Here is a 23,270-nt window from a genome sequence, read left to right on the forward strand (position 1 = left end):
GGCGCTGACGAGCCGGATCACCGGCTCGCTTGCGCGGCGCATGATCGCGATCGCCGCGATCTGGATTTCGGTGCTGTTGATCGGCGGCGGGTTCGCGCTCGACCGGGTGCTGACCGGTGCGATCACGCGCAACTTCGATTCGAACCTCGAATATGTGCTGCTCAGCATGATCCGCTCGTCGGAAATCGGCCCCGACGGTGAGGTCCGGATGATCGAGCCGCTCGGCGATCCGCGTTTCCTCGAACCCTATAGCGGTCTCTATTGGCAGATCAGCGGCGGGCGGCAGGAACCCTATCCGTCGCGCTCGTTGTGGGAACGACGGCTCGATACGTCGGACAAGCACGACGACCAGCAATTGCATGTCTATGACAGCAACCAGTTTCCCGACGAGGAATTGCGCGTCGCCGAGCGCGACGTCATGCTGCCCGGTAGCAAAACCAAATGGCGGTTCCAGATCGCCCAGTCGCGCGAGGTGCTGCAGGTCCAGACGCGGGCGGTGCGGGCGACGCTGATCCCCAGCCTTGGCCTGCTCGGGCTGGGGCTTATCATCCTCGCGGCGCTCCAGACCTTCTATGGACTCTGGCCGCTGCGGCACATCCGCCGGGCTATCGCCGCGATGCGCGGCGGCCAGCAACGCCGCGTCGTCGCACCGCTGCCGCTCGAGGTGCAACCGATCGTCGATGAATTGAACGCGCTGCTCGCGCATAACGAGAAACAGGCCGAGGAGGCGAGGCTCCACGCCGGCAACCTCGCCCATGCGCTGAAGACCCCGCTCACCGTGCTCGTCAACAGCGCGACCGGCAACAAATCGGATCTTGCCGATACGGTCCGGCGCGAGGCGGCGACGATGCAGCGGCAGGTCGAACACCACCTCGCGCGGGCACGCGCGGTCGGGCGGCGCGGTGCGGCGCAGGCGCGCGCCAACGTCCGTGACAGCGTCGACAGCGTGTCGCGCGCCGTGGCCTTGCTCTATCCCGATGCACGGCTCGACGCATCGGGCGACAAGGAACTGATCGCGCGGGTCGAGCGGCAGGATCTCGACGAACTGATCGGAAACCTGCTCGAAAATGCCGCAAAATACGGCGGCGGCAGCGTGTTCGTCACCGTCCAGCGCGAGGGTGGCATGGTGGAAATCCTTATCGAGGATGACGGTGCGGGCATCTCGCCCGCCGACCGCGACCGGGTCATCGACCGCGGCGTGCGGCTCGACAGCGGCAAGCCGGGAACGGGCCTCGGCCTTGCGATCGTGCGCGACGTGGCGGAGATTTACGGCGGCAGCATCGCGCTCGAAGAGAGCGAGGATTTAGGGGGGCTGCTGGTGCGGCTACGGTTGCCTGCCGGGTAATCCGTTGGAATGTCCGAAGCCTATTTTTTAGAGCTTCCTGCGATTAACTGCTTGTATCGTGGATCTTCACCCATGAACGCTCGGCCCCTGGACTTCTTTTTGGCGATTAGAAATTGCTCTTTCGCCTTGTCCATTTCTCCACGTTCGAACGCAACCCTGCCGACCAGGAACTCCACCTCTCCCATGTCCTGCCGCTTTTCAGCAAACATCGGCGCCCTGTCGGCCCATAGCTGGGCTTGATCCAGATCATTTTCTTTCAGCGACAACCCGGCGCCATATTCTACGATCAGATAGGCATTGGCCGTATCAGCTTTTGGCTCCGGGACGGCCGCCCACAGAAGCTCAAGTTGTTCGAGACCCGCGCGAAATTCGCCCGCAGTGTATAGTGCACCAATGGGCTTCAACTCTGCCATCACGTCCATAAGCTACTGTCCCGTCAAAGAGTGGTGGCGTTGAAGGGCCCTTACGCCGCCGTGACCACCAGCCCGCGCTGCACCGCCGGGCGAGCGAGGCCAGCATCGAGCCAGCGCTGGACATGGCCAAATCGCTCGAACCCGACGATCTCCGCCGCGTCGTAGAAGCCGATCAGGTTGCGGATCCAGCCGAGCAGCGAAATGTCGGCGATGCTGTAGCCTTCGTCGATAATCCACTCGCGATCCGCGAGCCGGTCGTTGATCACCCCGAGCAGCCGCGCCGATTCCGCCGCGTAGCGGTCGCGCGGGCGTTTGTCCTCAAAGTCCTTGCCGGCGAATTTGTGGAAGAAGCCGAGCTGGCCGAAGATCGGTCCAGCGCCGCCCATCTGCCACATCAGCCATTGGATCGTTTCATAGCGCGTCGCCGGGTCGGGCGAGAGGAACTGGCCCGACTTGTCTGCCAGATAGATCAGGATCGCGCCCGATTCGAACAGCGCCAGCGGCGCGCCGCCGGGGCCGTCGGGATCGTAGATCGCGGGAATCTTGCCATTGGGATTGAGCGCGAGGAACGCCGGGTCGTGGCTTTCGTTCGCCATGATGTCGATGCGGTGCGGCTCATAGGGAAGGCCGCTTTCCTCGAGCATGATCCCGACCTTTACGCCATTCGGCGTCGGAGCTGAGAAAAGCTGGAGCCGGTCGGGATGCTGCGCGGGCCATTTGGCGAAGATCGGGTGGGTCATGCGTCCTGCTCGCGCTTCGCCTGCTGGTGATGGCGGATCACCTCCTCGATGATGAAGCGCAGGAATTTTTCGGTGAAATCGGGATCGAGATCGGCATCGCGCGCCAGTTCGCGCAGCCGGCCGATCTGGCGTTCCTCGCGCGCCGGGTCGGCGGGGGGCAGGCCGCCCTTCGCCTTGAGTTCGCCGACCGCCTTGGTCACCTTGAACCGCTCGGCAAGCATATAGACGAGCGCCGCGTCGATATTGTCGATGCTCTGGCGATAGCGGCTGAGTTGGTCGTCCATGCGCGGCTCCTCTGATGCCCGGCACGCTTGGCACCGCGCAGGGGCGCAAGGCAAGCCGAAAGTCGTTGCAAATTCACCCCCGCACGGCCAAGGCTCGCCGCGTCATGAGTGCTGAAATCCACCGTCTTCACGGCGAAAAGCCCCCCTCGCTCGACCCGATGATGGCGCTCGTCGCCGCCGACATGAACGAGGTCAATGCGGTCATTCTCGACCGCATGCAGTCCGAAGTGCCGCTGATCCCCGAACTCGCCGGCCATCTGATCGCCGGCGGCGGCAAACGGATGCGCCCGATGCTGACGCTCGCGTGCGGCAAGTTGCTCGACTATCCGGGCCGCCGCCACTGCAAGCTCGCCGCGGCGGTCGAATTCATCCACACCGCGACCCTGCTTCACGATGATGTCGTCGACGGATCGGACCTGCGCCGCGGGCGCAAGACCGCAAACCTCATCTGGGGCAACAGCGCGTCCGTCCTCGTCGGCGACTTCCTGTTCAGCCGCGCCTTCGAGGTGATGGTCGAAGACGGCTCGCTCAAGGTCCTCAAGATATTGTCGCGCGCTTCCGCGGTGATCGCGGAGGGCGAGGTCAACCAGCTCTCGGCGCAGCGCCGCATCGAAACGAGCGAGGACCAGTATCTCGCGATCATCAACGCCAAGACCGCCGAGTTGTTCGCGGCGGCGTGCAAGATCGCCGCGGTCGTCGCCGAACGCGACGATACGACCGAGGCGGCGCTCGACAGCTATGGCCGCAACCTCGGCGTCGCCTTCCAGCTCGTCGACGACGCGATCGACTATGTCTCCGACGCCGAGACGATGGGCAAGGGCGTCGGCGACGATTTCCGCGACGGCAAGGTGACGTTGCCGGTGATCCTTGCCTATGCGCGTGGCAATGCCGAAGAGCGCGACTTCTGGAAACAGGCGATCGTCGGCCACCGCAGCTCGGACGAGGACCTCGCTTATGCGACCTCGCTGCTCCACAAGCACGACACGATCGCCGACACGCTGGCGCGCGCGCGCCATTATGGCCAGCGCGCGGTCGACGCGATCGGCGGCTTCCGCGCGAGCCAGGCCAAGGCGGCGCTGACCGAGGCGGTCGCCTTTGCGGTCGCCCGCGCTTATTGAGGAGCGGTCATGGCGATGATGGGTCCCGCGGCCGAAAGCCCCGACGCCTATATCGCCGCCTTGTCGGGCTGGCAGCGCGAGCTTTGCACGATGCTCCGCGCCGCCGTGATGCGGGCTGCCGCTTTCGAAGAGACGATCAAATGGACCAATCTCGTCTTCCTGGCGAATGGTTCCTGCATCCTGATCCGTGCCGAGGAGAAACGCGTGCTGCTCGGCTTCTGGCGCGGCAAGAGGCTGTGCGAGATCGAGCCGCGCATCAAGGCGAGCGGCAAATATGAGCTTGGCAATCTCATCATGACCGAAGAGACGGTCATCGATGTCGCGGTCGTCGAACGGCTCGCGGCGGAGGCCTATCGGCTTAACTTCGATCTCGGCAATCCGTCGACAAGGACATGAGCCTGACCCTGCCGATCGACGCGGTGCTGCCCGACATCATGGCGGCGCTGACGCTGAAGCCCAATGCCGTCGTCGTCGCCCCACCCGGCGCGGGCAAGACGACGCGCGTCGCGCCCGAAATCCTCAAACAGCCCTGGTGCAAGGGCGCCGTGTGGTTGCTCTCGCCCCGCCGCCTCGCCGCGCGCGCCGCCGCCGAGCGCATCGCCGAGGAAACGGGGACGAAGGTGGGCGGTCTCGTCGGCTATGCGACGCGCCTCGACAGCAAGCAGTCGAAGGACACGCGGCTGCTGGTGATGACGCCGGGGCTGTTCCGTAACCGCATCCTTGCCGACCCCGAGCTGACCGGGGTCACCGCGGTGCTGTTCGACGAGGTGCATGAACGCAGCCTCGACGGCGATTTCGCGCTCGCGCTGGCGATCGATGCGCAACAGGGGCTGCGCGACGATTTGCGGCTCGTCGCGATGTCGGCGACGCTCGACGGTGCGCGTTTCGGCGCGCTGCTCGGCAATGCGCCGGTCGTGAAGAGCGAGGGCAAGATCTGGCCGCTCGATCTGCGCCACATCGGCCGCCGCGCCGAGGACCGGCTCGAGGTCAGCGTCCTCGCGGCCGTGCGCAAGGCGCTTGCCGACGAGCCCGAGGGCGACATGCTGACCTTCCTGCCCGGTGCCGGCGACATCGAACGTGCGGCGACCGCGGTCGAGGAGACGCGGCTGCCGCTCGTTGTCCACCGGCTGCACGGCCAGATCGACCCGGCGCTGCAACGCGCGGCGCTGGTTCGCGACGCGAACGGCAAGCGCAAGCTGATCCTCGCAACGAGCATCGCCGAGACCAGCCTGACGATCGAGGGGGTGCGCATCGTCATCGACGCCGGCCTGTCGCGGCGCCCGCGCTTCGACAAGGCGGCTGGCATCGCGCGGCTCGTCACCGAACGCGCCAGCCAGGCCTCGGCGACCCAGCGCGCGGGCCGCGCGGCACGGCAGGGGCCGGGCGTTGCCTACCGACTGTGGGAGGCGGCGGCGACGACGGGCATGCCGCCCTTCGATCCGCCCGAAATCCACGAGAACGACCTGATGCCCGTCGTGCTCGACTGCGCCAGCTGGGGCATCGTCGATCCGCGCCAATTGGGCTGGCTCGACCCGCCGTCGCCCGCCGCGATCGCCGAGGCGAAGACGCGGCTGCAGGCGATCGGCGCCTTGGCGGCCGACGGGCGGATTACGCCGCATGGCCATGCGCTGGCCGCGATCCCGCTGCCGGTGCCGCTCGCGCATATGATCCTCGACGCGGCGGCGGCGGGCGAGGCCGAACTCGCCGCGCGGCTCGCGGTGTTGCTGACCGAACCGGGACTCGGCGGGCGCGGCGTGGATGTCGAGGCGCGGCTCCAGCGCTGGAAAGGCGCGAAAGGCGACCGCGCCGAAGGGGCCTGGCGGCTGGGGCGCCGGCTCGCCGCGCTGGCGGAAAAACGCGTCGAGGACAGCGCGCCGCTGACCTCGCGCTCGGTCGGCGGCTGGATCGCGACCGCCTGGCCCGACCGCGTGGCGCGCCAGCGCGCCGGCCAGCGCGGCGAATATCTCAGCGTCGGCGGTCGCGCCTATAAGCTCGACCCGCTCGATCCGCTCGCGGGTAGCGAATGGCTGGCGATCGCCGATGCGCAGGGCCATGCGGCGGGCGTGCGCATCCTCGCCGCCGCACCGATCGCGCAGATCGAGGTCGAGGCGATCTTCGCCGATCGCATCGTCGCCCATTCGGCGAGCAGCTATGACGCATCCAACGACCGCGTCGATCATCGCCGCGAACGCCGGCTCGGCGCCATCGCGCTGGCCAGCGGCAAGGCCGGGCGCGACGAGGGCGCCGGGGACGACGCGGCGCTGCGCCTGACTGCGGTGCGCGACAAGGGGCTCGGGCTGATCGGCTGGGGTCCGGCATCGCAGGCGCTGCGGCTGCGCGCCTCCTTCGCGGGCGTCGACGCGCTGTCGACCGCCGCCCTCGCCGACAGCCTCGATATCTGGCTCGCGCCGCTGCTGCCCGGATGTCGGGGGCTGCGCGATATCGGCGACAGAAAGCTCACCGATGCGCTGATGGCGCTGCTCGACTGGCCGGCGCGGCAATTGCTCGAAAAGCGCGCGCCCGACGTTTATGCGACGCCGGCGGGCAGTCGCCATGCGATCGACTATGGCGCCGACGGCGGGCCGCAGGTGTCGGTGCGGGTGCAGGAGATGTTCGGGCTGGCGCGCCACCCCGCCGTCGGCGAACCGCCGGTACCGCTGGTCCTCGCGCTGACCTCGCCCGCGCACCGCCCGATCCAGACCACCCGCGACATCGCGAGCTTCTGGAGCGGCAGCTGGCACGAGGTCGCGCGCGAAATGCGCGGCCGCTACCCCAAGCATAGCTGGCCCGACGACCCCGCGACGGCGCGACCGACCCTGTTGACCAAGGCGGCGCAGGCGCGAAGGGATGGGCATTAGATCGTCGCCCCCGCGAAGGCGGGGGCCGCTGGCGGTGTGGCGCAAGGCCGACAACGGCCCTCGCCTGCGCGGGGGCGACGGCTTTCCTCTTTTCGTCGCCCCCGCTTGGCGCTAAGGCGCGGCAACAGCGCCATCCAAGGACGAGACTATGAAAGCCCGCATTTTCCAGAAGCCCAAGAACGCCATGCAGTCGGGCCGCGCAGGCACGCAGCGCTGGGTGCTGGAATTCGCCCCCGCCGAGGCGCGCAAGGCCGATCCGCTGATGGGGTGGGCGGGCAGCGGCGACACCCAGCGTCAGCTCAAGCTGGGCTTTGCGAGCCGCGACGAGGCGGTGGCCTATGCGACGCGCGAAGGCATCTACGCGGAGGTTATCGCGACCCCGGCGCGCACGCTCAAGATCCAGGCCTACGCCGACAATTTCCGCTGAGGCTTAAATCACAGCTTCGTCATTGCGAGCGAAGCGAAGCAATCCAGGGCGGTTTACGCCTACTCTCTGGATTGCCGCGTCGCTTCGCTCCTCGCAATGACGCGGCTTGGTTACTCCGCCTCGGGCTGCAGCAGCTTGTGCAGGTGGACGACGACATATTTCATTTCGGCATCGTCGACGGTGCGCTGGGCGGCGCTGCGCCATGCCTTTTCGGCGGCCTTATAGTCGGGATAAAGGCCGACAACGTCGAGATTGTGGAGGTCGACGAAGTCGAGGCCCTGCGGGTCGCTGACGCGGCCGCCGAAGACCAGGTGCAATTTGCTCATCTTGGTTTCCTAGCGCTGGTAGACTGGGGAGGGGATGCGGGCGCCCCTATTCCGCTACGCGCCAATAGGCAAGCAAGCTGTCCGCTTCCTGTCTTATGCGTCCTTGTCGCCGCCGCCGCTCTTGGGCAGCAGCGCGCCGAGCAGCGCGCCGATCGCCACCGCGCCCGCGACGAGCGCGATCGGCTGCTTTTCGGCAACATCCTTGAGCTTCGAATTGGCGCGCTTCGCCTGCGCCTTGCCCTTGGCGAGCGCTTCGCCGGCGGCTTCGCGCGCGACGCCGGCCTGTTCGGCGCCCTTGGCGGCCAGCTCGTTCGTCGCGGCGCGGGCGCGGCCATAACCGTCCTGGATGCGCGCCTTCGCCGCCTCGGCGGTCAGCTTGGCGCTTTCGGCGGTCTTCTGCGCAACTTCACTCACTTTGGCGGTGGTTTCGCGGGCGGTTTCACTGAGCGGCTTCATTCTGGTCCTCCGTAATTTCACGATCTTCACCCACATCGCCTTGATCGGGGCGTAGCTTGTCGAGGCCCGCTTCGGCGAGATCGCGCAGGCGGCGGCCGAGGCGGGGGGCATGCTCCCGGATCGGGTCGCGGAGCAGCCAGGCGATCCCCGCCGCCGCGGCAAGAGCGATCGGCAAGCGATTGTTCCTGAACTGTTTTTGTACCGCGTGCGCGGTGTCGTCGACCTTCGCGCCGAGGCGGTATTTGCCGCGGTTGTAGAGCGACTTCGGCTTGAAGGCCTCGCCCGCCGCGCCGAGCTTTCGCTGCAATTCGGCGCGCTGGATCATCGAGCGGCGCGCGGCGTTGATCAGGCGGGTTCGCGATGGGCGCATCAATCATCTCCCCGCGCAAGGAAATCGTCGCGGAACGCGGCTTTGACATCGCCATAGCTGAGTTTCGCCCGCCAGCCTGCAATGGCGGCGACGAGCAGCAGCGCCGAGACGACGATCAGCGTCGCGAGCAACGGCCCGACCTGGACGGCGAGCACGAGGATGGCGCCGAACGCCAGCGCGAGCATCGCGACGACGAGCGCGCTCCCCGCGACAAAGCCCCAGGCCGAGGTCCAGCCGACGCCATGATAGGCGAGCGCGCCGCGCGCCTTGAGCAGCGCGACCTCGGCTTCCGCCGCCGCCTGCAGATTGTCGACGACGTCGCCGACGATCTTTTCCAGCGGCACCGGCGGCGGGGCGACCGGGCGCCCGTCGGGCGCATAGCCGTGGCTCACGCGGTTGAACGCGCCCTCTTCGGACGGGGCAGGGGTGTCAGGCTTTGGCGGTGACATTGCGAATGGCTGGGTTTCAGTCGCTGCTCGAACCCTTGAGCAGGCGTGCCAGCACAAAGCCGAGCACCGCTGCCGCACCGACCGACACCGCCGGGTTCTTCTTGACCAGATCCTTGGTCGCGGCGGCGAGTTCGTCGAGGTCCTTCTTGTCGAGCGAGGTGGCCAGGCCGGCGACGGTCGAGGCGGCCGAGCGGGCGTAGTCGCCATATTGCTTGCCAAATTTGCTGTCGACGGTGCCGGCGCTGTCCTCGAGCATCTTGGCGAGGCTGCCGACGGCTTCGGCGGCCTTGTCCTTGCCCTTGGTCGCGGCTTCGCGCGCCTTGGTCGACGCCTGGCCCGCAAGATTGCTCGCATCGGCCTTCAGCGAGGCGGCCTTTTTCGAGGCTTCGCTCTTGATCGTCGCGCCGGTGGCGGCGAGCTGGTCGCGGATCGGATGCTCGGCACTCTTGGCCGCCGCGGGCTTGCGCGCGGGCGCGGCCTTGGTCGCGGCGGGCTTGGCGGGCGCCTTGGCAGCGGGCTTCTTGGCGGCGGGAGTAGCGGCTTTGGCCATCGGTTCGTCCTCTTCTCTTATACGAAGCGCGACTTTGCCCGCCGCGCCTGTCCCTGTCTCTGCGATAATATAGCAACAGGCGATGAATGGTTCCATAGCGCGGCAAAATTCCCCCAAAAATAGCGACGCGCACGGTTGCACTAAGGGCAGGGCGCCGATAACAGGCGGGCGCCTTTCCAACCGGCCCATTCAGTGCCGCCAGCAGGACGATCCTCCATGACCGCCATCATCGACATTCACGGCCGCGAAATCCTCGACAGCCGTGGCAACCCCACCGTCGAAGTCGATGTGCTGCTGGAGGATGGCAGCTTCGGCCGCGCCGCGGTGCCCTCGGGCGCCTCGACCGGCGCGCATGAAGCGGTCGAACTGCGCGACGGCGACAAGAGCCGCTACCTCGGCAAGGGCGTGAGCAAGGCGGTCGCCGCGGTGAACGGCGAGATCGCCGACGCGCTGATCGGCCTCGATGCCGAGGACCAGCGCGAACTCGATCAGATGATGATCGACCTCGACGGCACGCCGAACAAGAGCCGCCTCGGCGCCAATGCGATCCTCGGGGTCAGCCTCGCCGCCGCCAAGGCCGCGGCCGACGCGCGCGGCCTGCCGCTCTACCGCTATGTCGGCGGCGTCTCGGCGCGCACGCTTCCCGTGCCGATGATGAACATCATCAACGGCGGCGAGCATGCCGACAACCCGATCGACGTGCAGGAATTCATGATCATGCCCGTCGGCGCCGGCAGCATCGCCGAAGCCGTGCGCTGGGGCAGCGAGATTTTCCACACGCTGAAGAAGGGCCTGTCGGCGAAGGGCCTTGCGACCGCGGTCGGCGACGAGGGCGGTTTCGCCCCGAACCTCGCCTCGACCCGCGCCGCGCTCGATTTCATCGCGGCGTCGGTCGACGAGGCGGGGTTCAAGCTCGGCACCGACGTCGTGCTCGCGCTCGACTGCGCCGCGACCGAATTCTTCAAGAACGGCAAATATGAGATCAGCGGCGAAGGGCTGTCGCTCAGCCCCGAACAGATGGCGGAGTATCTCGCCGCGCTGGTCAACGACTATCCGATCAAGTCGATCGAGGACGGGATGAGCGAAGACGACTTCACGGGCTGGAAGGCCTTGACCGACCTGATCGGCGACAAGTGCCAGCTGGTCGGCGACGACCTGTTCGTCACCAACCCGCTGCGGCTGGAGCAGGGGATCAAGGACGGCCTCGCCAACTCTTTGCTCGTCAAGGTCAACCAGATCGGCACGCTGTCGGAAACGCTCGACGCGGTCGATATGGCGCACCGCGCGCGCTACACCGCCGTCATGTCGCACCGCTCGGGCGAGACCGAGGATTCGACGATCGCCGACCTCGCGGTCGCGACCAACTGCGGCCAGATCAAGACCGGCAGCCTCGCGCGTTCGGACCGGCTCGCGAAATACAACCAGCTGATCCGCATCGAGGAAGAACTGAGCGATATGGCGCGTTACCCGGGGGCGTCGATTTTCGGGTGAGCGGCTCCATAGGGTTTTCGGTGTCCCGGATTTGATCCGGGAGCCATTGCCGCGCCCGACTGCGTCAACTTCTTCTCCTAGGATTGTCCGTCGCGGGGTTCGCTGAGCCCAAACTTGGTCACTCTGAATATCTTGTCGCTGATTGCGTAACCACCAACATGCACTTGGCGAGCTTGGCTGACCCGCAGTTCATAAACAATGTCTCGAAGCTGAGAAGATTCTAGGTTGAGGTCGACATCGACATACTCGTCGTAGAATTGTCCACCACCTATTATGCCTTGGTCCATCTGCAATCGGGACAGATCGCTGGACAGTTTGATGTGGAACCGCAGCTTCGTTCCCACCACCTCATTACCGCCACGCCAGTAATCGTCCGCGATCCCTGATATGGTGGCTTCATGACCACCCTCAATTTGCCCTGACTCGTAGTAGCTGGCGCCTAAGCTGTATCCTTGATCCTGCCACTCCTTGATACGCAGCATGGTGAGTGAGATTTCAGGTTTTCCGCTCGTATTGAAGATCGGCGGCTTGTTCTTGAACATTCTGTCCCCCTATCAGTGGGCACTACATCAATGGGCGTCATGAGGTTGGCTAGGCCCTTGGGCGTTGACCGTTGGTCACGAAGTCCCCTCACTCCCCCTTCAAATATTTATCGAACCACCCGATCGTCCGGCGCAGCGAGTCCAGCTGGTTTTCGCGCTTCTGGAAACCATGGCCTTCGCCGGGGTAGAAGATCGTCTCGACGATATTGCCCTTGGCCTTGAGCAGGTCGTGGACCTCCTGCGCCTGACCGCGCGGCACGCGGATGTCATTCTCGCCCTGGATCGTCAGCAGCGGTGCCTTCGCTGCCTTCATATAGGTCAGCGGCGAGGCGGCGTCATAGACCGCGCCGTCCTTTTCCGGCGTGCCGAGCAGGCTGCGCTGATAGGCTTTCAAAAACTCGTCCTGGTCGCGGTACATGGTGCGCCAGTTGATGATGCCGAACCATTGCACCGCCGCGGCGAACTCGTCGGGGGTGCGGCCGATCGCCATCAGCGTCATGAAACCGCCGTAGGAGCCGCCGAAGATGCCGACCTTCCTGTCGTTGACATAGCCCGACTGGACGAGGAAGTGCTTCGCCGCGACGGTGTCTTTGAGGTCGCCGCCGCCGAGGTCCTGAAAATTGGCCTCCTGGAATTTTTTGCCATAACCGGTCGAGCCGCGGAAATTGGGCTGGATCACGACATAGCCGCGCGTCGCGAAGGCGGTGGCGTAGCGCGAGAAGCCGTCCTGCGACTGGCCGGTCGGGCCGCCGTGCGGCATCACGATCGCGGGGTTGCTGCCATCGCGTTTCAGGTTGAACGGCATCGTCATGACCGCGCTGATCAGTGTGCCGTCGAAGCTTTTGTAGGTCACGATCTGCGATTTGGGCAGCGTCGCGGGGGCGAGGCTGGCCATCGCCAGCGGCACCACGGGCACCGCCTTGTTCGCGCCGAGGTCATAGGCATAGAGCATCGTCGGCGAATCCGCGCCGCTGCGCGTCACGAACATCTTCGACCCGTCGGGCGAGATCGCGGTGAGGCCGGGGATCGACGCGCGGCCGGGGTCGAGCGCCAGTTCGGTCTTGGCCATGGTCGAAAGGTCGACACGCGACAATGTCGAACGCCCGTCGTTGTTGGTACGCACGAACATCGCCTTGCCGTCGGGGGTGACGATGTCGCTCGTTTCCTCCCACGGGGTCTTGGGCAGGCCCTGCCATTTTTTGGTCGCGACGGTGTAGGCCGTGGCATGCGGCTGGCCGGTGCCTTCGTCGGTGGTCACCGCCAGCACCGCGCCGTCGGGGGTCGCGCCGCTCGCGGCATAGATGGTCTTGGGCTTGCCGAGCAGCAGCGTCGCGGCACCGCTCGCAACGTCGACGCGCCAGATCTCGCTCGCCGACCCGTCGACGAGGCTGCGGTTGGCGATGATCGCCTTGCCGCCATCGACCCATGCCGCGGGCGCCCAGCTGAACTGCGGGTCCTTTTCGGCGGTCAGGTTGCGGATCTTGCCGCCCGCATCCATCACCGCGAGATTGCTCTGCCCCTCGCTCTTGAGCTTGGTCGACAGCGCGACGAGGCCGCCGGTCGGGCCGGTGAGCAGCCCGCTTTCGCTGCGGTCGGGCGTGTTGGTCAGATTCTCGACCGCGCCGCCGACGGTGGGCACGCGATAGATGTCGTAATATTCGTTCCCGCCGGCATCCTGCGTGAAATAGAGCCACTGGCCGTCGCGCGTCGTCGCCAGCCCCGATTGCGCGTCGTCGGACTGGGTCAGCTGCACCGGCCAGCTGCCGTTCGCATCCATGCGCCAGATGTTGACGCGGCCGGTCAGGTCGGTGGCGATGAAGATATTTTTGCCGTCGGCGCTCCACACCGCATCGTACAGCGCGCGGGTGACGCCGATATCGTCGAGCGGCACCGGCTTCGCGTCGGGATTGGCGGGCGAGGCGATCGTCCGCGGATCGGTGACCGGACGGTCGGGGGTCGCGACCTGGGCGAAGACGGGCGCGGCGGTGGCGAGCAGCATGGCGGTGAGAATCGAGCGCATCGGTGAACTCCCTGTTATATGATGCGCAGACTATCGTGTGGAAAAGCAAAGTATAGCCGCTTGACCCGGCGAATCACTTGTGATTCAAGGGCCGGGATGACGCAGCGCCACAAAGTACGGAAATCGGTGAACCGGGCCATAGGTCCCACCGTCGCCGTGATCGCGGTGCTGGCGATGATCGGCTATGCGATCTTCGGTCCGACCGGGCTCTATGCCTGGGGCGATTACGGCCAGTCGGTCGAGAAGCAGCGCGTCGTCCTCGCCGAGCTGACCAAGAAGCAGAATGAGCTGAAGAACCGGGTCAATCTGCTCGACCGGCGCCGCGTCGATCCCGACCTGGCCGAGGAATATGTGCGCGAGAAACTCGGCGCCTATCACCCCGACGAGGTGATTATTCCGATGGACCCCGCCGAAAAGCCCTGATTGCTGCCGTCATTGCGAGGAGCCGAAGGCGACGCGGCAATCTCCAGCCGCCGGCATTGCGCAAGGCTGCGAGCTGTAGATTGCTTCGCTCCGCTCGCAATGACGGGTGTTGGGTCGGCTCGATTGCTGCACCCTTGTTGCATAGCTATCCTTGGACCCCTTGGGGGCCAAGCGGGCGTTGCCAAGTGCGGCGCGGCTCTCCTATAGGGAAGCCCTGCCGTAACGGCTAACCGCAAAGGAACCCGCCTTGGCCAAAGCACCCGTGCGCAAGACTGCTGCGCCGAAAAAGCCCGCCCCAAATGCTGCCGCAACCCCCGCGCCCGCGACCAATCGCGACCGCCCGCAAGACCCCGCGCCCTATGACGCGACGCCGGCGGAGCTGGAGACATTCTACCGCGAAATGCTGCTGATCCGGCGCTTCGAGGAAAAGGCGGGACAGTTGTACGGGCTCGGGCTGATCGGCGGTTTCTGCCACCTCTATATCGGCCAGGAAGCCGTCGCGGTCGGGCTTCAGTCGGCGCTCGACGGCGACAAGGACAGCGTCATCACCGGTTACCGCGACCATGGCCATATGCTCGCATACGGCATCGATCCCAAGGTCATCATGGCGGAGTTGACCGGCCGCGCCGCGGGGATCTCGCGCGGCAAGGGCGGCTCGATGCACATGTTCAGCGTCGAGCATAAATTCTATGGCGGCCACGGCATCGTCGGGGCGCAGGTGTCGCTCGGCACCGGGCTCGCCTTCGCGCACAAATATCGCGGCGACGGCGGGGTCGCCATGGCCTATTTCGGCGACGGCGCGTCGAACCAGGGGCAGGTCTATGAAAGCTTCAACATGGCCGAGCTGTGGAAGCTGCCGATCATCTTCGTGATCGAGAACAACCAGTACGCGATGGGCACCTCGGTGAACCGTTCGTCGGCCGAAGACCAGCTCTATCGCCGCGGCGAAAGCTTCCGCATTCCGGGCATGCAGGTCGACGGCATGGACGTGCTCGCGGTGCGCGGCGCGGCCGAGGCGGCGCTCGACTGGGTGCGCAGCGGCAAGGGGCCGGTGCTGATGGAACTCAAGACCTATCGTTATCGCGGTCACTCGATGTCCGACCCCGCCAAATATCGCAGCCGCGAGGAAGTGCAGGCGGTGCGCGACAAGAGCGATGCGATCGAGCATCTGAAAAAGCTGATGCTCGACGCCGGGATCAGCGAGGACAAGATCAAGGATATCGACAAGGAAATCCGGCAGGTCGTCGCGGACTCGGCGGACTTCGCCGAGAGCGCGCCCGAACCCGAGTTGCATGAACTTTATACCGACGTGCTGGTGGAGCAATATTGATGCACCGTTTCGTCATTGCGGCGGTGGTTGGTTTGGCGGGTGCTGTTCCCGCCATGGCCGAGCTGCCGGCGTCGTACGACGCGGAGAAGGTTGCAGCTTGCGTGCCGCAAACAGTAGACGAAGCCGTCGCATGCCTGAAGTCCACGCTGTCTCCGGCGGATTTCACGATGCTGGCCGACCGAGAGGCCTCGAGGCGATTCCGCGGACATCTCGATGAAATGCTGCGGGTGCAGTGGAAATTGCGCGATCCCGAAACGCCGCTCGTCCAGTATATGAACCGGCATGGCATCTACGGTTCGGCAGTTGGTGCCCCGGCGATCATCATCGGCGCCTTGCAGGCTGACGCCCATGGTGCACGCCTAAACTACAAGGCGGTGGCGGCCGCCATTCAGGCCGCTCCCGTCCTGCCCGACCCGGGGCCACCGCCTCAGGGAACCTTTGACGGACCGGTTGGCTCGGAGACGCTGCCGATGTCCGAGTGTAGCGAAATGAAATTGCCGCCGGGTGCGGTATTGTCGAAATGTCTCCGCTTGGCCGACGGGACCATGACGGCGCTGGTAGCGATGAAAGAAGATCAAGCGATGACCGAGGTTTCCAATGGCAATTGAACTGAAAATGCCGGCGCTGTCGCCGACGATGGAAGAGGGCACGCTCGCCAAGTGGCTGGTCAAGGAGGGCGATACGGTGAAGTCGGGCGACATCCTCGCGGAGATCGAGACCGACAAGGCGACGATGGAATATGAAGCGATCGACGAGGGCACGATCGCGTCGATCCTGATCGCCGAGGGCACCGACAATGTGAAGGTCGGCACCGTGATCGCGACGATTTCGGGCGAGGGCGAGGAAGCGGCGGTGCCTGCCGCGGCTGCCGCGGCTGCCGCTCCGGCGCCTGCTCCGGTCGAGGAAGCCAAGGCCGCTGCGCCGGCCCCGGCACCCGCACCCGCGCCTGCGGCGGAAAAGCCCGCCGCGGTCGAGCGCGCCTCCGACCCCGCGATCCCCGAGGGCACCGCGATGGTCAAGACCACCGTCCGCGAAGCGTTGCGCGACGCGATGGCCGAGGAAATGCGCAAGGACGACCGCGTCTTCGTGATGGGCGAGGAAGTCGCCGAATATCAGGGCGCGTACAAGGTGACGCAGGGGTTGCTCGAGGAATTCGGCGCTAGCCGTGTCGTCGACACCCCGATCACCGAATATGGCTTTGCCGGCCTCGGTTCGGGCGCCGCGATGGGCGGGCTCAAGCCGGTCATCGAGTTCATGACCTTCAACTTCGCGATGCAGGCGATCGACCACATCATCAACTCGGCGGCCAAGACCAACTATATGTCGGGCGGCCAGATGCGCTGTCCGATCGTGTTCCGCGGGCCGAACGGGGCCGCGAGCCGCGTCGCCGCGCAGCACAGCCAGAATTTCGCGCCCTGGTACGCCAGCGTCCCCGGCCTGATCGTGATCTCGCCCTATGACTCGGCCGATGCCAAGGGACTGATGAAGGCGGCGATCCGCAGCGAGGACCCGGTGGTTTTCCTCGAGAATGAGCTGCTCTACGGCCGCAGCTTCGACGTGCCGGCGGTCGACGATTTCGTCCTGCCGATCGGCAAGGCGCGGATCATGCGTGCGGGGACCGACGTCACCATCGTCAGCTACTCGATCGGCGTCGGGCTCGCGCTCGAGGCTGCCGACGCGCTCGCCGCCGAGGGCATCGATGCCGAGGTGATCGATCTGCGCACGCTGCGCCCGCTCGACACCGTCACCGTGCTCGCCAGCCTCAAGAAGACCAACCGGCTGGTTGTCGTCGAGGAAGGCTGGCCGACCTGCTCGATCGCCAGCGAACTCGCGATGGTCGCGATGGAACATGGCTTCGACGACCTCGACGCCCCGGTAGCGCGCGTGTGCAACGAGGATGTGCCGCTGCCCTATGCCGCGAACCTCGAAAAGCTCGCGCTGGTCGACACGCCGCGCGTCATCGCGGCGGTGAAGGCGGTTTGTAACCGTTGACCGCCTGAATCCTCGTCATTGCGAGGACCCCGGACTTGATCCGGGGGAACGAAACAATCCAGAGCAGGCGTAAACCGCCCTGGATTGCTTCGCTTCGCTCGCAATGACGATGCGGTGGTGGTAGCGCGCGTCGCATGACCGACGCCGCTGCTCCCGAATTTCTGCTCTACCCCGACATCCGCGATCCGCGCGTGATGGTCGCGGTGCCGCGCGACCGGCGTGCGGCGATGACGGCGCTGTGGGGATTGGCCGAACGGCTCACCAATTTGCTGATCGAAACGCGCGAGCCGCTGATCGGACAGATCAAGCTCGCCTGGTGGCGCGACATGATGGTCCTGCTCGCCGCCGATCCGGTGGCGCTGCCGAAGGGCGAACCTTTGCTCGCCGAACTGCAGGCGACCTGGGCGGGGCAGGGCGGGCTCGATACGCTCGCCGACGCGGCCGAGGCGATGTTGCTTGCCGAGGATGAAGCATCGCGCGGCGCGGCGGCGATGGCGTTCGGCACGGCGCTGTTCACCTTGTCGGGCGGTGGCCCCGGTACGCGCTGGGGCTTGCTGTGGGGGGCGGTGGTGCAGTCGGAGGAAGAGGATGCGCATTATCTCTTCGCCGCGGCGCGCGCGGCACCCGTTCCGACCGGCGCCGCTTTCGTGGGCCGGCGCGCCCTGCTGATGCTCGACCGCTGGGCCGCCGCCATCGCCGCCGCGGACGGCGAACGGCGCTGGCGGAGCGAGGGACTGTTGCTGTTTCGCGTCGGGCTGATCGGCCGCTGACGAATAAAATGCGCCGGGGCTGGAAATGGCGCCGCCAAACATCTATCTTGTGCGGTACATAATAGGGTCGCAGGGGACGATTGATGTTCAACGGGCTGGTCGCCTATCTCGATTCGATCAAGGCGCGCGACCCCGCGCCGCGCTCGCGTTGGGAAATCCTGCTCTATCCGGGACTGCTCGCGGTCGGCATGCACCGTATCGCGCACTGGCTGTTCGAGGCCGACCTGTTTTTCCTCGCGCGCTTCGTCAATCATTTCGCCCGCTTCCTGACCGCGATCGACATCCATCCGGGCGCAAAGATCGGGCAACATCTGTTCATCGACCATGGTTTCGGCGTCGTGATCGGCGAGACCGCTGAGATCGGCGACAATGTCTCGATCTATCAGGGCGTGACGCTGGGCGGCACCGATCCCGCCAACGGCATCGGCGGCAAGCGTCACCCGACGCTGGCGAACGACGTCATCGTCGGATCGGGCGCGCAGATATTGGGTCCCGTCATGGTCAACCCGCGCGCGCGCATCGGCGCCAATGCGGTGGTGACCAAGGATGTTCCCGAAGGTGCGGTGATGGTCGGCATCCCGGCACGCTCGACTTTGGTCGACGCCACCGAATATGCCCGCGAGTTCGTCCCCTATGGGACGTGCAACGAGACCTTCGATCCCGCGACGCAAAAGGTCGAACTGCTCCAGTGCCAGCTCGAACAGCTGCAGAAACAGCTCGCCGCGCTGGTCGCCGAACGGGACGTCGCCGCCGAGCCGGCTCCGCGCAAGGGACGTAGCCGCGCCTGATGGGGATCGTTACCCCCTGGCCCTATACCAGTTCCTTGCCGCAGCAGACGGCGTTCGACCGCCGCGAACTGACCCGCATCCTCGATCTTTACGGCCGCATGGTCGCGGCGGGGAAGTGGCGCGACTATGCGATGGATTTCCAGCGCGACGTCGCGGTGTTTTCCTGCTTTCGCCGCGCATCGGAACGCCCCGAATATCGCATAGAAAAACGCCCCGCCTTGCGGAGCCGGCAAGGCATGTGGGCCTTGGTCTCCGAAGCCGGGGCGATTTTGAAGCGCGGGGACGAGCTTGCCAATGTGCTCGCCCCCGTCGAACGCAAGCTTATGAAGCTGGTATCGGACTGACCGGCCGGACCGTCGCGGGCAACTGGTCCGCGAGGCCCGTGGGCAGGAACCCGACCACCACGCTCCGCGCATTCTGCCAGAAGGCCGAGAGCAGCAGCAGCGCCGAACCGATGACGAAGGCGGTGAGCGCGACATTGAGTTCGACCGCGCCAAAGGTCTGGAACAACTGGGTCAGCGCGAACAGCACATAGGCCAGCGCCGAGACGAGCAGCGCGCGGCGGTCGATCGCGAGCGCGATCAGGCCGAAGGCGATATAGATGGCGATCACCATCACCGCGGCGGCGCTGCCGATGTCGTTGCCCTGTGTCACGCCGAGCAGGTGGAAGATCGGGTGCGCGATCATCGGGGCGGCGAGCAGGTGGAGCCAGAAGGCGACGTCGCTGCGCCGCGTCTGGCGCACCCGGTCGCTGCGGTCCCACCACATGGCGAGCGCGAAGATGCCGAGCCCGGCGACGAGCACCAGCGTCATGAACAGGTTCACCGGCGGTTCGCTGCCGCCGACGATCGCGAGGACAAGCGCCACCGCGGTGCCGGCGAGCGCGGCGCTGCCCGCGGCGACGGTGATCGGCACCATGAAGCGTTTCCAGTGGAACCAGGTCGCGCCCGCGGTGACGAGCGCCATGCCTGCGGCGACGATCGCCATGGTCGCTTCAGCGGGATGGTTGCCGAAAATCGCTTCGCCATGCTTGACGAGGAAACCCACCATTGAGCCGAAGACGCCCGCCGCAAAGGCGAGGACGAGGACGATGCTGGGCAGCGCCATGCGGCGCTGGCGGGTGAAATATTCGGCGAGGCCCCAGGCGGTCGCGGCGACGCCGATGCCGGCGAGCGCCGGATGGATCGACTGGCCGATCCAGCCCACCGCGACGAGCAGGATCACTGCAGCGATGCTGACGAAGATGTCGTTGAAGCCGGTGATGAGGCGGAATGATTCCTCATCCGCTCCGGGAGCGGCGCGCACCGACGCAATATGGTTGCGGAAGGCCGCTACGGCCTCCGGCGTCATCACCTTTGCGTCGACCGCTGCTTGCAGGTCGCTTTCGCTATACATTGGGGTCGTCCTTCTGTCCGATCCCCTTGCCCCGCTGCGCTTATGGCACAGCTGTGTTAGTGATGCAATACGATAAATCAGGTAAAGATACCCGCTGCGGTCAGGCGGTCGCGCTGCGCCTCGGTAAGGCGCGCGACGAGACGCAGCGCGAGCGGGTAAAGGGCCAGGTTGGTCGCCGAATTGACGATCGCGAGGATGATCGCCTCGTGCTTTTCGTCGGGGGTGACGGGGGAGGCGGCCGCCATGCCGAGCACCATCCCGACCGCGAGCGAAAGTGACCACAGGCCCCACCAGGCGATGAGCAGCGACTGGCCGTCGCGGATGCCGTCACGGTCGCCGCCGTGGCTGAATGCCCAGATCTGGCGCATCGCCTGAAAGGGTTTGATGAGATTGGCGATTGGCACGAAATGCCAGCCCACCGACCAGGCCGGGGTGAAGCCGAAGCCCGGGACTCGCGCCGCCTTGACGTTGGCGGCCGCGCGATAGGTCCACATGCAGAAGACGACGAAGGTGGTGAAGGCCAGCAGCCCGTCGCTGACCGACACGCCGAGATACAATGCGTTGAGCCCGACCACGGGCGCATCCTCGTCGAGCGAGACCCGCCCGTTCAGTTCGGCGATCTGGCCGACGCAGGCCAGGGCGAGAACGATCCAGCCGAAAGCGAGCAGGTTCCGCAGGAAGCGGCCGCGGCGCTGGAGGAGGGCGATGCCGTCGCCCAAGGTCATGTCCGTCATAGGCCCCTCGCGATCGGCGGCCCCGATGGGGCGCCGATGCGAAGAACGCCTATCAGGGTCAGCCCAGCGCTTGCAACGCCCGCATCACCGCCATCGACTGTTCGCTGCCCGACTGGGGCACGGTTTCACCGTTGCGGTCGATGATCTTGTCCCACGCCGCGGCGACGCCCTCGGGGGTGCGTTCACCCTCGGGCAGCGCGATGCCGGGGGTCATGGTGACATAGGCGGCGTGGAAGGCGCCGGCGCCGGCGCCGATGATCATGTTCGTCGGGGCGTCCTCGCTGACCAGATAGAGCGCGGCGGGGACGACATTCTCCGGCGTGAACTTTTCGAACAATTCGGCGGGGAAGATGTCCTCGGTCATGCGCGTGCCGGCGACCGGGGCGATCGTGTTGCAGCGGATGTTGTACTTCGCGCCTTCAAGGTGGAGCGTCTTGGTCAGCCCGGCGAGGCCGAGCTTCGCCGCGCCATAATTGGCCTGGCCGAAATTGCCGTAAAGGCCGGTCGACGAGGCGGTCATCAGCAGGCGACCATAAGCCTGCTCGCGCATCGTGTCCCACACCGCCTTGGTGACGTTGGCGCTGCCGCTGACATGCACCTTCAGCACCAGGTCGAAATCGGCGGGTTCCATCTTGGCGAAGCTCTTGTCGCGCAGGATGCCGGCGTTGTTGATGACGATATGGACGCCGCCCCAGGCTTCCTTGGCCTTGGCGACCATTTCGACCATCTGGTCATATTCGGTGACGCTGCCGCCGTTCGACATCGCGGTGCCGCCGAGCGCCTTGATTTCCTCGACCACCTGCAGCGCGGCGTCCGAATGGCCGGTGCCGTCGCGCGCGCCGCCGAGGTCGTTGACGACGACCTTCGCCCCGCGGCGCGCCAGTTCGAGCGCATAGGCGCGGCCGAGCCCGCCGCCGGCGCCGGTGACAATGGCAACGCGTCCGTCAAATTTGATCGTCATGATGGTCTCCCGAAGGGGCGATCCCGATAGGTTGCCCGAAAAAACTGGCCCGTCCTTAGCCGTTCGCCGCTTTCAGGCAAGGGGTGATCGGAAAAGCGTCCGTTGCAACGAAAATGTCACGCAAATGACGTGCAACTGTCATAGAGCCGTCATAACAGCGCCACGAGTTTGTCACCCTTTCGCAACGGAGCAAATCCCCATGCGCCACGTCCTGCTCGCCACCGCGGGCTTCCTTTTGCCTCTTGGCGCGCCCGCCCTCGCTGCCGAACCGGTCCAGGGACCACCGAGTCCGGCGCCTGCCGCGAGCGACCCCGAGCCCGCCAAGGCGCCCGCGAAAAAGTCGGAATGGGAATTCAAGCCGCGCTGGCGCCTGCAATATGACTTCGCCAATGTCAGCGGCCCGGCGGGGCTGGCCGGTACCGGCCATTCGGAAGAAATCCGCCGCGCCCAGCTGGGTGTCGATATCAAGATGCCGGGCGGCTTTTCGGCGCGGGTCGAGGGCGAGTTCACCGCCGACCCGATCGAATTCGTCGACGCCTATGTCGCGTGGAACGGCGACGGCATCAATGTAACCGCGGGGCAGCAGAAATTCTTCACTCCGCTCGACGATATGACGAGCGACCTCAACACCAGCTTTACCGAGCGCGCGGCGCTGGTCACGGCATTCAACTTCTCACGGCGCACCGGCCTGTCGGCGGGCTATGCCAAGGGCGATTTCCAGATCAACGGCGGGGTCAGTACCGATCCGCTGATCCAGCTCGACGATGTCGACGACAACAGCCAGGCGGCGCATATCCGTGCGGTGTGGATGCCGAAGTTCGGCAAGACCAATGTCCATTTGGGCGCCGCCTATCACTGGAAGCATCGCCAGGATTCCGAGCTGGTGCCGGTGCGCTATCGCCAGCGTCCGCTCGTCCATTCGACCGAGACGCGCTATATCGCGACCCCCGGCCTGCTCGCCGAACGCGAGCAGACCTATGGCGTCGAGGCGGCGGCGGTGAACGGCCCGTTCCATTTCGCCAGCGAAGCCTATTGGCAGCATGCGAGCCGCGACGGGGCGAGCGACCCGACCTTCTTCGGCGCCTATGCCGAGGTCGGCTTTTTTCTGACGAAAGGCGACAGCCGGCCGCTGAAGGGCGGGCAGTTCGGCGCGATCAAGCCGAAAAAGCCGCTCGGCGACGGGGGCATCGGCGCGGTGCAGGTCAATGCGCGCTACGATTATCTCGACCTCAACGATGCCGGGATCACCGGCGGCACGCAAAAGGGCTATATGGCGTCGATCATCTGGTCGCCGACCAGCTGGATGCGGTTGATGGCGCAATATGCGCGGCTGAACTATCGCGACGCGGCGATCGCGGTGGCGGGCGACCGCGATTACGGCGTCGACGTCGTCGGTGCGCGGGTTCAGTTCACGTACTGAGGTTGCAAACAAATACGCCGTCATTGCGAGCGCAGCAAAGCAATCCAGAGCGGTTTACACGCGCTCTG

The 23,270-nt window shown here is 65.9% G+C and carries 27 protein-coding genes; 14 read left to right on the top strand and 13 right to left on the bottom strand.

Annotated elements, in window-relative coordinates; all coding sequences use genetic code 11:
- Positions 1-40 precede the first annotated feature (40 nt).
- Positions 41-1,345, top strand: coding sequence for a sensor histidine kinase (locus AC07U1_RS19790; RefSeq protein WP_056352194.1), 1,305 nt, complete (start codon positions 41-43; stop codon positions 1,343-1,345).
- A gap of 20 nt (positions 1,346-1,365) precedes the next feature.
- Here the strand turns inward: AC07U1_RS19790 and AC07U1_RS19795 are convergent, their stop codons facing one another.
- From AC07U1_RS19795 to AC07U1_RS19805, 3 genes are read right to left on the bottom strand one after another with little or no spacing between them, the layout of a single operon-like run.
- Positions 1,366-1,767, bottom strand: a complete 402-nt coding sequence (locus AC07U1_RS19795) for a hypothetical protein (RefSeq protein WP_495177804.1) — start codon at positions 1,765-1,767, stop codon at positions 1,366-1,368.
- 41 nt (positions 1,768-1,808) lie between these two features.
- Positions 1,809-2,498, bottom strand: coding sequence for a glutathione S-transferase N-terminal domain-containing protein (locus tag AC07U1_RS19800; protein WP_495177803.1), 690 nt, complete (start codon positions 2,496-2,498; stop codon positions 1,809-1,811).
- Positions 2,495-2,782: a chorismate mutase gene (locus AC07U1_RS19805; RefSeq protein WP_187142082.1), complete on the bottom strand. Its 288-nt coding sequence runs from the start codon at positions 2,780-2,782 to the stop codon at positions 2,495-2,497. The genes AC07U1_RS19800 and AC07U1_RS19805 overlap by 4 nt, the downstream gene beginning before the upstream one ends.
- Positions 2,783-2,886: 104 nt before the next feature.
- Between AC07U1_RS19805 and AC07U1_RS19810 the strand changes: the two genes are divergently transcribed.
- The 4 genes from AC07U1_RS19810 to AC07U1_RS19825 all read left to right on the top strand — a co-directional run bounded on the left by AC07U1_RS19810 (position 2,887) and on the right by AC07U1_RS19825 (position 7,185).
- Positions 2,887-3,900, top strand: a complete 1,014-nt coding sequence (locus tag AC07U1_RS19810) for a polyprenyl synthetase family protein (protein WP_056350689.1) — start codon at positions 2,887-2,889, stop codon at positions 3,898-3,900.
- Between the two features lie 9 nt (positions 3,901-3,909).
- Positions 3,910-4,296 (top strand): DUF1801 domain-containing protein, encoded by a 387-nt coding sequence (locus AC07U1_RS19815; protein ID WP_262408052.1) that lies wholly within the window; start codon positions 3,910-3,912, stop codon positions 4,294-4,296.
- Complete coding sequence (gene hrpB / locus AC07U1_RS19820) at positions 4,293-6,758, top strand: ATP-dependent helicase HrpB (protein ID WP_495177802.1); 2,466 nt, start codon at positions 4,293-4,295, stop codon at positions 6,756-6,758. The genes AC07U1_RS19815 and hrpB overlap by 4 nt, the downstream gene beginning before the upstream one ends.
- 148 nt (positions 6,759-6,906) lie before the next feature.
- A complete protein-coding gene (locus tag AC07U1_RS19825; protein ID WP_495177801.1) occupies positions 6,907-7,185 on the top strand; it encodes an ETC complex I subunit in 279 nt (92 codons plus the stop codon).
- Between the two features lie 110 nt (positions 7,186-7,295).
- Here the strand turns inward: AC07U1_RS19825 and AC07U1_RS19830 are convergent, their stop codons facing one another.
- The 5 genes from AC07U1_RS19830 to AC07U1_RS19850 form a co-directional block, all read right to left on the bottom strand.
- The gene (locus AC07U1_RS19830) at positions 7,296-7,511 is read right to left on the bottom strand and encodes a DUF4170 domain-containing protein (RefSeq protein ID WP_056350696.1); all 216 of its coding nucleotides are present in this window, start codon (positions 7,509-7,511) and stop codon (positions 7,296-7,298) included.
- A 93-nt stretch (positions 7,512-7,604) separates the two neighbouring features.
- Positions 7,605-7,967 (bottom strand): hypothetical protein, encoded by a 363-nt coding sequence (locus tag AC07U1_RS19835; RefSeq protein WP_056350698.1) that lies wholly within the window; start codon positions 7,965-7,967, stop codon positions 7,605-7,607.
- On the bottom strand, positions 7,951-8,292 hold the full coding sequence (locus AC07U1_RS19840) for a hypothetical protein (RefSeq protein ID WP_262408051.1): 342 nt from the start codon (positions 8,290-8,292) through the stop codon (positions 7,951-7,953). The genes AC07U1_RS19835 and AC07U1_RS19840 overlap by 17 nt, the downstream gene beginning before the upstream one ends.
- 44 nt (positions 8,293-8,336) lie before the next feature.
- A complete protein-coding gene (locus tag AC07U1_RS19845) occupies positions 8,337-8,786 on the bottom strand; it encodes a phage holin family protein (protein ID WP_495197782.1) in 450 nt (149 codons plus the stop codon).
- A gap of 16 nt (positions 8,787-8,802) precedes the next feature.
- Positions 8,803-9,336: a hypothetical protein gene (locus tag AC07U1_RS19850; RefSeq protein WP_187142077.1), complete on the bottom strand. Its 534-nt coding sequence runs from the start codon at positions 9,334-9,336 to the stop codon at positions 8,803-8,805.
- A gap of 216 nt (positions 9,337-9,552) precedes the next feature.
- Between AC07U1_RS19850 and eno the strand changes: the two genes are divergently transcribed.
- Positions 9,553-10,827 carry a phosphopyruvate hydratase gene (eno, locus tag AC07U1_RS19855; RefSeq protein WP_495177799.1) on the top strand — a complete coding sequence of 425 codons (1,275 nt, stop codon included), beginning with the start codon at positions 9,553-9,555 and terminating at the stop codon, positions 10,825-10,827.
- A 77-nt stretch (positions 10,828-10,904) separates the two neighbouring features.
- On the opposite strand, the gene AC07U1_RS19860 is transcribed toward eno, so the two are convergent.
- Together AC07U1_RS19860 and AC07U1_RS19865 are read right to left on the bottom strand one after the other, a co-directional pair.
- On the bottom strand, positions 10,905-11,369 hold the full coding sequence (locus AC07U1_RS19860; protein ID WP_187142074.1) for a hypothetical protein: 465 nt from the start codon (positions 11,367-11,369) through the stop codon (positions 10,905-10,907).
- Between the two features lie 88 nt (positions 11,370-11,457).
- The gene (locus AC07U1_RS19865) at positions 11,458-13,389 is read right to left on the bottom strand and encodes a S9 family peptidase (RefSeq protein ID WP_495177798.1); all 1,932 of its coding nucleotides are present in this window, start codon (positions 13,387-13,389) and stop codon (positions 11,458-11,460) included.
- A gap of 96 nt (positions 13,390-13,485) precedes the next feature.
- On the opposite strand from AC07U1_RS19865, the gene AC07U1_RS19870 reads away from it, so the two are divergent.
- The 7 genes from AC07U1_RS19870 (at position 13,486) to AC07U1_RS19900 (ending at position 19,036) form a co-directional block, all read left to right on the top strand.
- Positions 13,486-13,812 (top strand): FtsB family cell division protein, encoded by a 327-nt coding sequence (locus tag AC07U1_RS19870; protein WP_056350710.1) that lies wholly within the window; start codon positions 13,486-13,488, stop codon positions 13,810-13,812.
- 247 nt (positions 13,813-14,059) lie between these two features.
- Positions 14,060-15,142: a pyruvate dehydrogenase (acetyl-transferring) E1 component subunit alpha gene (gene pdhA / locus AC07U1_RS19875; protein WP_495177797.1), complete on the top strand. Its 1,083-nt coding sequence runs from the start codon at positions 14,060-14,062 to the stop codon at positions 15,140-15,142.
- Entirely contained in the window at positions 15,142-15,750 is a 609-nt protein-coding gene (locus AC07U1_RS19880; protein WP_187142072.1) for a hypothetical protein, read from the top strand. The genes pdhA and AC07U1_RS19880 overlap by 1 nt, the downstream gene beginning before the upstream one ends.
- Positions 15,740-17,134, top strand: coding sequence for a pyruvate dehydrogenase complex E1 component subunit beta (locus AC07U1_RS19885; protein ID WP_495177796.1), 1,395 nt, complete (start codon positions 15,740-15,742; stop codon positions 17,132-17,134). The genes AC07U1_RS19880 and AC07U1_RS19885 overlap by 11 nt, the downstream gene beginning before the upstream one ends.
- A 134-nt stretch (positions 17,135-17,268) precedes the next feature.
- A complete protein-coding gene (locus tag AC07U1_RS19890) occupies positions 17,269-17,904 on the top strand; it encodes a hypothetical protein (protein WP_495177795.1) in 636 nt (211 codons plus the stop codon).
- A gap of 83 nt (positions 17,905-17,987) precedes the next feature.
- A complete protein-coding gene (gene cysE, locus AC07U1_RS19895; RefSeq protein ID WP_056350717.1) occupies positions 17,988-18,692 on the top strand; it encodes a serine O-acetyltransferase in 705 nt (234 codons plus the stop codon).
- Positions 18,692-19,036, top strand: coding sequence for a DUF2794 domain-containing protein (locus tag AC07U1_RS19900; RefSeq protein ID WP_495177794.1), 345 nt, complete (start codon positions 18,692-18,694; stop codon positions 19,034-19,036). The genes cysE and AC07U1_RS19900 overlap by 1 nt, the downstream gene beginning before the upstream one ends.
- On the opposite strand, the gene AC07U1_RS19905 is transcribed toward AC07U1_RS19900, so the two are convergent.
- The 3 genes from AC07U1_RS19905 to AC07U1_RS19915 form a co-directional block, all read right to left on the bottom strand.
- Positions 19,014-20,087, bottom strand: coding sequence for a hypothetical protein (locus tag AC07U1_RS19905; RefSeq protein ID WP_495177793.1), 1,074 nt, complete (start codon positions 20,085-20,087; stop codon positions 19,014-19,016). The genes AC07U1_RS19900 and AC07U1_RS19905 overlap by 23 nt on opposite strands.
- Positions 20,088-20,164: 77 nt before the next feature.
- Entirely contained in the window at positions 20,165-20,821 is a 657-nt protein-coding gene (locus tag AC07U1_RS19910; protein WP_495177792.1) for a DUF4328 domain-containing protein, read from the bottom strand.
- Between the two features lie 58 nt (positions 20,822-20,879).
- Positions 20,880-21,782 carry an SDR family NAD(P)-dependent oxidoreductase gene (locus AC07U1_RS19915; protein WP_056350726.1) on the bottom strand — a complete coding sequence of 301 codons (903 nt, stop codon included), beginning with the start codon at positions 21,780-21,782 and terminating at the stop codon, positions 20,880-20,882.
- A 199-nt stretch (positions 21,783-21,981) separates the two neighbouring features.
- On the opposite strand from AC07U1_RS19915, the gene AC07U1_RS19920 reads away from it, so the two are divergent.
- Positions 21,982-23,202: an OprO/OprP family phosphate-selective porin gene (locus tag AC07U1_RS19920; protein ID WP_495177791.1), complete on the top strand. Its 1,221-nt coding sequence runs from the start codon at positions 21,982-21,984 to the stop codon at positions 23,200-23,202.
- The last annotated feature ends 68 nt before the right edge of the window (positions 23,203-23,270 follow it).

This window comes from Sphingopyxis sp. GW821-FHT02C12, from assembly GCF_059421785.1.